Annotated in this window: 10 protein-coding genes; 8 read left to right on the forward strand and 2 right to left on the reverse strand. The window is 59.1% G+C overall.

Translation table 11 applies throughout. The annotated features are described in order from the left end of the window. Positions 1 to 3 precede the first annotated feature (3 nt). Positions 4 to 1,050: an acyltransferase family protein gene (locus PseuLF5_RS16865; protein ID WP_340134077.1), complete on the forward strand. Its 1,047-nt coding sequence runs from the start codon at positions 4 to 6 to the stop codon at positions 1,048 to 1,050. Positions 1,051 to 1,273: 223 nt separating this feature from the next. Continuing rightward, entirely contained in the window at positions 1,274 to 2,404 is a 1,131-nt protein-coding gene (locus PseuLF5_RS16870; RefSeq protein ID WP_340134078.1) for an SGNH/GDSL hydrolase family protein, read from the forward strand. Between the two features lie 43 nt (positions 2,405 to 2,447). On the opposite strand, the gene PseuLF5_RS16875 is transcribed toward PseuLF5_RS16870, so the two are convergent. Together PseuLF5_RS16875 and galU are read right to left on the reverse strand one after the other, a co-directional pair. Next, on the reverse strand, positions 2,448 to 2,861 hold the full coding sequence (locus PseuLF5_RS16875; protein WP_123461997.1) for a mannose-1-phosphate guanylyltransferase: 414 nt from the start codon (positions 2,859 to 2,861) through the stop codon (positions 2,448 to 2,450). A gap of 29 nt (positions 2,862 to 2,890) precedes the next feature. Beyond that, a complete protein-coding gene (galU, locus tag PseuLF5_RS16880) occupies positions 2,891 to 3,724 on the reverse strand; it encodes a UTP--glucose-1-phosphate uridylyltransferase GalU (RefSeq protein ID WP_123461999.1) in 834 nt (277 codons plus the stop codon). Between the two features lie 393 nt (positions 3,725 to 4,117). Between galU and galE the strand changes: the two genes are divergently transcribed. The 6 genes from galE (at position 4,118) to PseuLF5_RS16910 (ending at position 10,319) form a co-directional block, all read left to right on the forward strand. Then, a complete protein-coding gene (gene galE / locus PseuLF5_RS16885) occupies positions 4,118 to 5,134 on the forward strand; it encodes a UDP-glucose 4-epimerase GalE (protein WP_123462001.1) in 1,017 nt (338 codons plus the stop codon). 232 nt (positions 5,135 to 5,366) lie between these two features. Beyond that, positions 5,367 to 5,603, forward strand: a complete 237-nt coding sequence (locus PseuLF5_RS16890; protein WP_007910552.1) for a hypothetical protein — start codon at positions 5,367 to 5,369, stop codon at positions 5,601 to 5,603. 144 nt (positions 5,604 to 5,747) lie between these two features. Further along, positions 5,748 to 6,809 (forward strand): polysaccharide biosynthesis/export family protein, encoded by a 1,062-nt coding sequence (locus PseuLF5_RS16895; RefSeq protein WP_123462003.1) that lies wholly within the window; start codon positions 5,748 to 5,750, stop codon positions 6,807 to 6,809. An 11-nt stretch (positions 6,810 to 6,820) separates the two neighbouring features. Continuing rightward, positions 6,821 to 7,486 carry a YjbF family lipoprotein gene (locus PseuLF5_RS16900; protein ID WP_128614880.1) on the forward strand — a complete coding sequence of 222 codons (666 nt, stop codon included), beginning with the start codon at positions 6,821 to 6,823 and terminating at the stop codon, positions 7,484 to 7,486. Continuing rightward, positions 7,486 to 8,244, forward strand: a complete 759-nt coding sequence (locus PseuLF5_RS16905; protein ID WP_267805185.1) for a capsule biosynthesis GfcC family protein — start codon at positions 7,486 to 7,488, stop codon at positions 8,242 to 8,244. Before PseuLF5_RS16900 ends, PseuLF5_RS16905 begins: the two co-directional genes overlap by 1 nt. Further along, the gene (locus PseuLF5_RS16910) at positions 8,241 to 10,319 is read left to right on the forward strand and encodes a YjbH domain-containing protein (protein ID WP_267805183.1); all 2,079 of its coding nucleotides are present in this window, start codon (positions 8,241 to 8,243) and stop codon (positions 10,317 to 10,319) included. The genes PseuLF5_RS16905 and PseuLF5_RS16910 overlap by 4 nt, the downstream gene beginning before the upstream one ends. Positions 10,320 to 10,719: the final 400 nt, after the last annotated feature.

The raw sequence follows: 10,719 nt of genomic DNA on the forward strand, positions 1-10,719 counted from the left end.
TTTATGTCGAGCAAGAAAAAGTCCCTGGAGATCGAAACCCTGCGCGGGCTGGCGTGCCTGTTGCTGGTGCTTTATCACGTCATCGGGCCGCTGGGCGGAGGTTTGAAAATCGACATCGGCTCGCCGTTCCGGGTGATTGCCGACTCGATGGTGTACGTGCGCATGCCGTTGTTCACCTTCATCTCCGGGTACATCTATTCGATCTACAAAGTCCGTGGCAATGACTTTTCTGCGTTCTTCAGCGGGAAGGTGCGACGCTTGATCGTGCCGCTGTTTTGCGTCGGCGTGCCGTTTTCGGTGTTGCAGGCGGTGGGCCCCGGGGTGAACAAGGATGTCGGGGTAGTCGACGCGTTGCTGTCGTTCTGGGTGCCGATCAACCACTTCTGGTTCTTGCAGGCGGTGTTCATCATTTTCATGTTTGTCGGGTTGCTGGAGTGGCGCGGGATGCTGCGCTCGGCGACACGGCTGTATGGGGTGTTCGCGTTGGCGGCGCTGTTGTTTCTGTTGCCACCGTTCAAGCTCGATGCGTTCGGTATCAATGGCGCGATCTACCTGTTGCCGTTTTTTGTGGCGGGGATGATTGGCCAGGAGAACGTCGACGCGCTGAAGCAGCGCTTCAAGGTGATCGGGCCGGTGCTGTTTGTATTGATCTCACTGACGTTGCTGTACGTCGCGGCAATTGATCGTGAGTTGATTGTCGATCGTCGCAGTCTGATCGGTCTGACCGTGGGCTGCCTGTCGTGCATCGCCTTGCTGTCGAGCGATGTGCGCTCGAAGGCGCTGACCTGGCTCGGTGGTTATTCCTACGCGATCTTCCTGTTCCATGTGCTGTTCGCGGCGACGTCGCGGTTTGTGCTGGGGCGGTTGGGGGTGAAGGATGAGAGTTTGCTGGTGCTGGGTGGGCTGAGCTTTGGCTTGCTCGGGCCGGTGGTGTTGTCGATGATTTTCAGCCGGTTCAATTTCACTTCTGTGTTGTTCCTGGGGGAGCGGGCGGCGAAAAAGAAACCGCTGGCGCCCATCACTCCGGTGGTGCAGACCCAAAGCAGCTAAAAGCGTCGCTCCCACGTTAGATCTAAATCCCTGTGGGAGCTGGCTTGCCAGCGATAACGGTGGGTCAGGCAATGAATCTGTGTCTGACCGGGCCCCTTCGCTGGCAAGCCAGCTCCCACAGGTTTTTTCGGTGTACATAGATTTAGCGGTTGACCACGACCCCTGTGGAGCGACAGTTCGACCTGCTCGCGAAGGGGCCATTCCAGACTGAAGGAAATTTTGCATGTTGGCAGTAGATGATGCGCATCCCGTCGCAGCGTCGGTGGTTCAGGTAGGCGATGCCCGCGAGCGTTTTGCCCAGTGGCGTGAAGGCAAGGCTGGCAAGGTGTTGTCGGTCTCGGTGATCGGCGACAGCTACAGCGCCGGGCAGGATTTCTACCTGAACAAACTGGTGCAGCGCGTGGCAGGGGAGGTGGGGTTTGCCGGGCCGGGTTACGTCGGTTTCAACCACGGTGCGGCGCTCGGCGGCACGCATTTCAAATACACCCGCAGCAGTGACAAGTACTTTGCCGGCGACTGGAAGGTTTCAGACCTGGGACAAGCGAGTCCGGACAGCCGCACGGTGACCGGCCGGCCCGGCGCATGGCTGCAGGTGGATGCGAGCCCGACGCCGCGCATTGATACGGCGGTCACTCAGGCGAAACTGCTTTACCTGGGCAACGGCGAACCCAGCGAGATCCGCTACCGCTGGACGCCTGCGCAAGACTGGCGGCCGTTGACGCTTGAAGGTTCGGGTGTTCAGGAAGTCCCGCTGACAGGTCTCTCGGCAGCGAAAGACTGGTCCTTCAAACTGGAAGTGGTGAAGGGCACACCGACGTTGTTTGGCCTGTGGATGAGCAACGATCAGAACGGCGTGCGAGTCTCCAAACTGGCGGCATCGGGCGCGGCCTCTGCGGATTTCTATCACCAGGATCCGCAATGGCAGGTGCAGTGGAAAGCTGCCGTGTCGAAGATCCCCGCTGATGTTTACTTGATCATGCTCGGCGGTAACGATCAGGGTTTCGGCGTGAAGCCAGCGCAGTATCTGCAGAACGTTCAGGGGCTGGTGGGGATGCTGCGCGAGATTCAACCGAAGGCGAGCATCAACCTGATCATGCGCCAGGACACCACGCGTTCCAGCGCCTATCCGATGTCAGCCTATGCACAGGTGCTTGAGCCTTGGGCGCGCGCACAGCATCTGGGTTACGCCAATCTGCAATGTGCGTTCGGCCCCGACGTCAAACGCTACGCGGCGGCAATGATTGGCCCGGACAAGATTCATCCGGTGCCGGCCACGGGCGGGAAGGTGATTGCCGATTACTTTTATGGCTGGATCATGGGCGTCAAGGACCGGTGCGACGCCCTCCCGAAATAACCACAAACCCCCTGTAGCTCCTGCAGGGGGAATGGGTCAGGCATCAGACGTCCTGCGTGAAGGCGTCGACCTGCTCGAGCAACTCCGCAATCTTCTGCGGCATCAGTCGTGTATCACAACGGGTTTCCACGTTGATGATGATCGCCGGGTCGTTGCAGCAGATACGCACGCGAAAGCGCCAGTCGCTGAAAATGACTTTCAGACCATCGCGATCATCCATTTCCAGCGCCTGCTCGCCATACAGCTTTTTCAAATGCGCGAGCAGCGGGTACGGATCGCGCAGCGGCCGGCGAATGTCCCCGGACGCCGGAAACACACCAATCCGCTCCACCAGCAGAATCGTGCCCAGCCAGGACTCGTTGGCGCTGGGCAACGGCTGATGGCGGGACAACCAGCTCATCACCCCGAGGTTACCCACCTCGCGTTCAATCTCTACGGAATGTTGTGCAATGTTCATGGTGGCCTCGTTGGGTGAAGGGCGCCGTCTCAGCGACCCTTGAGGTAAACGTTTTCGTAGCAGAAGTTGGTCGCCTGCAGGTAACCCTCGGCGTCGCCGCAGTCAAAGCGCAGACCTTTGAATTTGTAGGCCAGCACGCAACCGTTCTGCGCCTGTTTCATCAGTGCGTCGGTGATCTGGATTTCGCCGCCCTTGCCCGGCTGGGTGTCGGCGATCAGATCGAAGATGTCCGGCGTGAGAATGTAGCGGCCGATGATCGCGAGGTTCGACGGGGCGTCCTGCGGCGCCGGTTTTTCCACCATGTTGTTGACCCGATAGATGCCGTCGGACATCAGCTCGCCGGCGATCACCCCGTACTTGTGGGTCTGGTCGGCCGGCACTTCCTGGATGGCAACGATCGAGCAGCGGAATTTCTTGTACAGCTGAATCATCTGCGAGAGCACGCCGTCGCCTTCGAGGTTCAGGCACAAGTCATCGGCCAGGACCACGGCGAAGGGTTCGTCGCCGATCAGCGGGCGGCCGCTGAGAATCGCGTGGCCGAGGCCTTTCATTTCCACCTGGCGGGTGTAGGAGAAGGTGCAGGTGTCGATCAGCTCGCGAGTACCGGCAAGGAACTTTTCTTTCTCGGTGCCGCGGATCTGGTGTTCGAGTTCGTAGCTGATGTCGAAATGGTCTTCCAGCGCACGCTTGCCCCGGCCGGTGACGATGGCCATGTGTTGCAGGCCGGCGTCCCGTGCTTCTTCAACGGCGTACTCGATCAACGGCTTGTTGACGATCGGCAACATCTCTTTCGGCATGGCTTTGGTGGCCGGCAAGAAACGCGTGCCATAGCCGGCAGCGGGAAACAAACATTTACGAATCATAAAAGTATCCTGGACAGTCATGGAACACAGGCAACAGATGCGCGCACTCATACAGGGCGTGCAAGTTTCAATAATATTGTTGAACGACTGCTTTAATACCTGAGTCAGGTTGTTGATGGCAATTAGTCGTAGCGGTAAAACATGACAATGTTATGAGATGTCGGTAAGTGCGGTATTAGTTATTTTTAGTCGGTATCTGTTGATAGTGATGAGTGCGCGGGGAGTGCTAATAAGTAGCGGGCAATACAGTGTGACCTGCAAAAATATTTATTGCCAGTCATTGAACTAGTTTTGTTTCCGGTTGTTGTCGCCTTATTTATGTGGGGTGTGACACATCTTCAATAAATCAGGCTTGACACGCTACTTGTCACTCATCCAAAGACGGATCGCGCTATGAAGATTCTGGTAACGGGTGGTGCCGGTTATATCGGCTCGCACACCACACTTGCGCTGCTTGAAGCAGGTTATGAAGTTGTCGTACTGGATAACCTTTGCAACAGCAGCGAAGCCGCGTTGCACGCCGTTGAAAGCATTTGCGGCAAGAGTGCCTGGATGATCCGCGGCGATGTCTGCGACCGGGCACTGCTCGAGCGGATTTTCCGCGAGCACACCATCGAAGCCGTCCTGCATTTCGCCGGGCTCAAGGCCGTGGGCGAGAGCGTGCGCAAGCCGCTCGAATACTACGAGACCAACGTCAGCGGCAGCATCAACCTGTGCCAGGCGATGGCGGCGGCGGGGGTGTTTCGCCTGGTGTTCAGCTCTTCGGCGACGGTGTATGGCGAGCCTGAGCAGATGCCGATCCGTGAGGATTTCCCCACCGGCAACCCGACCAATCCCTACGGCCAGTCCAAGCTGATCGTCGAGAACGTGCTGCGTGACCTGAGTCAGGCCGAGCCGCGCTGGAGCATCGCCTTGCTGCGCTACTTCAACCCGATCGGCGCCCACGCCAGCGGCCATATGGGCGAAGACCCCAACGGCATCCCGAATAATTTGGTGCCTTACATCAGCCAGGTGGCGGTCGGCAGCCTTCAGGAGTTGTCGATCTTCGGTAACGATTACCCGACAGTGGATGGCACCGGCGTGCGTGACTACATCCACGTGGTCGATTTGGCGGACGGGCACTTGAAGGCCTTGCAGTCCATCGCCGAACGCACCGGCATTCATACCTGGAACCTCGGCACGGGCGATGGCTACAGCGTGCTGCAAGTGCTCCACGCGTTCGAACAGGCCTGCGGGCAACCGGTGCCGTATCGCATGATGCCGCGCCGTTCCGGGGATATTGCCGAGAGTTGGGCCGATGCCTCCAAGGCCGCCAAAGAGTTGGGCTGGAAAGCCACGCGCAACTTGCAGGACATGGTCACCGACACCTGGCGCTGGCAATCGAACCATCCTCGCGGTTATCTCGAATGATGTCGTTCTAATACTGAATGTTAGTTTCGGTCAGGTGTTAGATATCGTCGGGAAAATACGCTGGAAATGCCTTTTGCAAGTCCGTAGATATAAACCTGCCGTTCGACTTTTATCAGTTGGGTAAGACTGTGAAAGAACAACGGATCTTGTTCGCGCTTTTTGCGGACTTGAACGCTACCACCTCTAACTCAGACCGGTTTTTTAACAGGTCGAATGTTAGAAAGGAGTTGATATGAAAAAAGTAATGGCAGTTGCCCTGTTGACGATGTTGAGCAACTGGGCTGCCGCCGCTGAAGCGCCGCTGACAGCGGTGACCAATGTAGGTGGCAATGTAGCGGCTTCTCAAGCGCCTGCAGCCAGTACTGCAATGGTCGCCAGTGCTGTAGCGGCGTCCAACAGCGGTGGCAGTGCCAACGGCGGTACTACCGGTACCACAGGTACCACCGGTACAACCGGCACGCATAACTAACAGGAACATTTGTTAGTGCAGTACAAAGTCGCCCGACGCAAGTCGGGTGACTTTGTTTTTAGATTCGCCCTTGAATAGCGTAGTGCCATTATGACTCGTAGTGTTTATCTTTTAATGTTGGCAAGTCTCGCTCTGCAAGGTTGCATGTTTTCCCCCGGTCAATACCTGAGCACCGGTGGCATTACCCGCCAGGGTGCCAGCGAAAGCAGCCGGGTCGAGCTGATTCCGATCACGCCCAAGCTGATCTCGATGAACCGCGCCACGCAAAAGCGTGAGTCGTTACCGCCGGAACTGTTGGCGACGCCCGCCGAGTACCGCATCGGCAACAACGATGTCCTGTACATCACGGTGTGGGATCACCCGGAGCTGACGGCCCCCTCCGGCGCGCAACAACAGATCGACGCCAACGGCCGACTGGTGCGCTCCGACGGCACGCTCTACTACCCGTTTATCAAGGAAGTCCAGGCCGCCGGCCGGACCATCCAGCAACTGCGTTCGGACATCGAACAACGCTTGTCGGCGTTTATCGCCGAGCCACAAGTTGACGTGGCGGTGTTGCGTTTCGCCAGCCAGAAAGTCGTGGTCACCGGCGCGGTGGCCAAGGCCGGCCCGCAAGCGATTTCCACCAATCCGCTGAGTGTGGTCGAAGCCCTCGGTTCGGCCGGCATCGACACCAACAATGCCGACTTGTCCGGGCTGTTGCTGACGCGCAACGGGCGCACCTATCCGCTCAACCTCGACTCGCTCAATCAGCAGGATTCGCAGTTGCAGAACGTCTACCTCAAGGGCGGCGACCAGTTGTACCTGCCGTACAACGACAACAAACGCATCTACGTCATGGGTGAAGTCAATCAGCCGCGCGCGCTGAGCTTCAAGACCGCGACCATGAACCTCACCGATGTCCTCGGTTCGGTCGGCGGCTTGAGCCAGACCACCTCCAACGGCAATGCGGTGTATGTCATTCGCGGCGTGGAAAACCTCGACGTCGAGCCGGCGAAGATCTATCAGCTCGAAGCCGAATCGCCGACCGCCATGGCGCTCGCTTCGCACTTCGAAGTGCGTCCCCAGGACGTGGTGTATGTCGGGCCGGCCAACGTGACTCGCTGGAACCGTCTGATCAGCCAGTTGGTGCCGTCGGCATCGATTGTCGGCACTGGCGCTTCCGCTGCGAAGAACTGGAGCGAATACAGTAACAACAGCAAATAAGGTCGCCGACTTTGAACATTTTGAAAGTTGGCCTGTGCCTGATGGCGGCCTCGTTGCTGTGTGGCTGTAACCCGCTGATGAGCGCTTCGTTGAATAACCTTAAAGCGGCGGTTGTTGGCCCGGATGAAGTCGACGTGTCAGCGGCCGAAGTGGCCGCGGTCAACTACCCGCAGCTGAAACTGACCACGCCGTCCGGCTCCGGGGTGCTGGCGCTGGTGCGCGAGCGTGAAGACCTGCAGTTCTGGGTCGCCTCCGGCAAACAGGTGCTGCTACTGCGCAATGGCCTCGCCGTGCGCAGCATTGGCCTGGGCCTGGAAGGCGATCTCGATGGCACGCGGCTGGCCGATGACTCGCCGTTCAAACAAGGCCTGCATCACGTCGCCGACGGTTTCACCACGCGGCGCTGGATCGACCTCTACAAGGGCCAGGAAGTCGGGGTGATCGTCAACAGCCGCTTCTCGCGCCGATCCGAACAAACCCTGCAGATTCTCGACAAGGAATACACCGTGCTGCGTGTCGATGAGCAGATTGACGCCCCGGCCATCGGCCTGCGCGCGACCAATCGTTACTGGGTCGACCCGCGTGACGGTTTCATCTTGCAGAGCGAGCAGCAACTGACCTCGCAGTTGCGCGTCAAGGTTGTGCAATTGACCCCTGATCGCAGGCACCTGCCGTGATGCGCCTGAAATTGTTATCGGCCGGCCTGATGCTGGTCGCCAGTGTGAGTCAGGCGGCCGTCACGGTGACTGGCGATGTCGCCAATCCCGGACCGGTCGAGTTGCCACCGGGCGGGCGCTTGCTCGATGTGATCGGTGAAGCGGTGCCGAATGCCGAAGGCTATTGGCTGGCGGGCGGGTTGCTGCGGCAGTCGTTGATTGAGGAGCAGACACGGCTGAAGGTCGGCGTGCTGTTTGACCTCGACGTGCTGCAGCGCATGGCGGCGTTGTTTGATCGACCGAGTCGTGTGGCGCTAGCCCGGCGTCTGGCCGAAGACGTGCGGCAGATGCCGGTAACGGGCCGGCAGATTGCCGACCTCGATCCGGTGGCGCTGGAAGTCGGCTTCGCGCGCAACATTCGCCTCGATGACGGCGATCGTCTGATCTACCCGAAACGTGTCGATGAAGTGCAAGTGCTGGGCGCAGTCGCCGAGCCGTGCCACTTGCCGTATCAGCCGTTGCAGGAGGCCCGTGAGTACCTGCAAGGCTGCGCGATTCTGGACGATGCCGAAGCCGATTACCTGTGGCTGATCCAGCCCAATGGCGTGTCGCGGCGTGTCGGCATCGCGCACTGGAATCGCGAGTCCGGGCAATTCCCGGTGGCCGGCAGCAAGATTCTGGTGCCGGTGAAAAATGATGATCTGGATCCGCCTCTTCCTGAACTGAATCAGCAGTTGGCCGAATTCATTGCCACGCAGCTGGCCGAGGTGGTTCGTTGAAGTTACGTTTTGCAGCTGTGTTGTTATTGCCTTGTGGTCTGGCTCATGCCGAGCCGCGTATTACCCAGAACGACTTTGGTGGCACCGGCCTGTTGCAGACGCCGACCGCGCGCATGGCCCCGGCCGGCGAGTTGAGCGTCAACGCCAACCGCACCGAACCGTACAGCCGCTACAGCGTTTCGCTGCAGCCGCTGGACTGGCTCGAGGGCTCTTTCCGCTACACCGCGATCACCAACCGGCCGTACGGCTCGGAGGCCCTGAGCGGTAGTCAAAGCTATAAGGACAAGGCGGTCGACGTCAAAGTCCGGCTGTGGCAGGAAAGCCACTGGCTGCCCGACGTGGCGCTGGGCTTCCGAGACATCGGCGGTACCGGTTTGTTTTCCAGTGAATTTTTCGTCGCCAACAAGCGCTACGACAATTTCGATTTCAGCGCCGGGATTGCCTGGGGATACCTCGGTAATCGCGGCGACCTCGACAACCCGTTGGGCTACGTCAGTGATCGCTTCGATACCCGGCCGGCCCTCGAAGGCACCGGTGACGTCAACTCGGGTTCGTACTTTCGCGGCCGGCCGTCGTTCTTCGGCGGCGTGAGCTATCAGACGCCGTGGGATCGTCTCAGCCTGAAACTCGAATTTGAAGGCAACGACTACAAGCACGAGCCGAAGGACAATGAGATCAAGCAGGACTCGCCGATCAACCTCGGCGCGGTGTTCAAGGTCACCGATTCGGTTGATGTCAGCGCGGCGTGGGAGCGCGGTAATACGGCGATGTTCGGCGTGACCTTCCACACCAACTTCGTCAGCCGCAAGGCGCCGGCCAAGACTTACGATCCGACTCCTGAGCCGCTGCCGGCGAAGGCGCCGACCACGGCGCCGGATCAGGTCGACTGGGCCAACGTCTCGCAGCGCCTGCAGCAGAATGCCGGCTATAAAGTCGAGCGCATCGCGCAGCGTGATTCCGAGCTGATCGTGTATGGCGAACAGCAGCGCTACTTCCACTCGTCCAAAGCGGTGGGGCGTGCGAGCCGGGTTCTCGATAACAGCGTCAACGACGACATCAACTGGTTCACCGTGGTCAACAAACGCTACGACCTGCCGCTGGAAGAAACCAGCGTGCCGCGTCAGACCTTTCGCGAAGTGATCAACAACGAAGAGCCACTGGAGTCGCTGCACCGCACCACCGAGATCAACCCGGCCATGCCGCACAACGAGAAAACCCTCTACACCGAAGCGCCGCAGCACTTCAGCTATGGCGTGGGGCTGGGCTTCAAACAGAACGTCGGCGGCCCGGATGGCTTGCTTTATCAGTTGAGTGCCGATGCTGACGCTGAATACCGCTTCAATCGCAATACCTGGTGGAGCGGTTTGCTCAGTGCCAACCTGGCGAACAACTTCGACAAATTTACCTATGACGCGCCGAGTGGTTTGCCGCGTGTGCGTACGGATTTGCGTCAGTACCTGACCACGTCCAACACGACCATGCCGTTGTTCCAGGTCAGCCATGCCGAGCAGCTGGATAAAGACCTGTATGGCATGGTTTACGGTGGGTATCTGGAGTCGATGTTCGCCGGGGTCGGCGGTGAAGTGCTGTTCCGTCCGACCGGTGAGCGCTGGTCGGTGGGCGCGGATCTGAACTGGGTGCGTCAGCGCGATTTCGATCAGGGTTTTGCCCTGCGTGATTACTCGGTGGTGACCGGGCATGTCACGGCGTATACCGATTTGCCGTTCGATACGCTGGCAGCGGTGAGCGTCGGGCGTTATCTGGCTGGGGACTGGGGCGGCACGCTGGATATCTCGCGAGAGTTTTTCAACGGTGTGCGCTTTGGTGCGTGGGCGACGATCACCACCGCTGGTAGTGCCGAGTATGGCGAGGGTAGTTTCGACAAGGGTATCTACCTGTCGATTCCGTTCGACGAAATGATGAGCATGTCGACCATGCGCCGCGCCAACCTGGTATGGGCACCGCTGACCCGTGACGGCGGCGCGCGGCTCAATCGCGGCTACCAACTGCACTCGATGACCGATAGCCGGGAAGGGGACATGTTTTATCGCAATTTCGAGAAGATCACCGAGTAAGCGCGGATCTTCGAAACACCCGAAAACCTGTGGGAGCGAGCTTGCTCGCGAAGGCGTCAGCCCAGTCAGCATCCTAGTTGCCTGAACCAACGCTTTCGCGAGCAAGCTCGCTCCCACATTGGTTATCTGTCGCACCCCAAATCCCGAATCATTCCCGAATCCCTGTGGGAGCTGGCTTGCCAGCGATGAGGCCGGCACCTGCAACATTGATGCTGCCTGACCCACCGCCATCGCTGGCACTTACAACATTGATGTCGCCTGACCCACCGCCATCGCTGGCAAGCCAGCTCCCACAGTTATGTGTCTAGCCATAAGGCCTGAGCCAAGCACAGCTCCCACAGGTTATGTGTCTAGCCATAAGGCCTGAGCCAAGCACAGCTCCCACAGGTTATGTGTCTAG

It is taken from the genome of Pseudomonas sp. LF-5 (genome assembly GCF_037626295.1).
Lineage (GTDB): Bacteria > Pseudomonadota > Gammaproteobacteria > Pseudomonadales > Pseudomonadaceae > Aquipseudomonas > Aquipseudomonas monsensis.

What these genes read in the sequence shown, in the direction of transcription:
- PseuLF5_RS16865 (WP_340134077.1), top strand. Translation starts at nt 4, where the DNA reads ATGTCGAGCAAGAAAAAGTCCCTGGAGATCGAAACCCTGCGCGGGCTG.
- PseuLF5_RS16870 (WP_340134078.1), top strand. Translation starts at nt 1,274, where the DNA reads ATGTTGGCAGTAGATGATGCGCATCCCGTCGCAGCGTCGGTGGTTCAG.
- PseuLF5_RS16875 (WP_123461997.1), bottom strand. Translation starts at nt 2,861, where the DNA reads ATGAACATTGCACAACATTCCGTAGAGATTGAACGCGAGGTGGGTAAC.
- galU (WP_123461999.1), bottom strand. Translation starts at nt 3,724, where the DNA reads ATGATTCGTAAATGTTTGTTTCCCGCTGCCGGCTATGGCACGCGTTTC.
- galE (WP_123462001.1), top strand. Translation starts at nt 4,118, where the DNA reads ATGAAGATTCTGGTAACGGGTGGTGCCGGTTATATCGGCTCGCACACC.
- PseuLF5_RS16890 (WP_007910552.1), top strand. Translation starts at nt 5,367, where the DNA reads ATGAAAAAAGTAATGGCAGTTGCCCTGTTGACGATGTTGAGCAACTGG.
- PseuLF5_RS16895 (WP_123462003.1), top strand. Translation starts at nt 5,748, where the DNA reads ATGTTTTCCCCCGGTCAATACCTGAGCACCGGTGGCATTACCCGCCAG.
- PseuLF5_RS16905 (WP_267805185.1), top strand. Translation starts at nt 7,486, where the DNA reads ATGCGCCTGAAATTGTTATCGGCCGGCCTGATGCTGGTCGCCAGTGTG.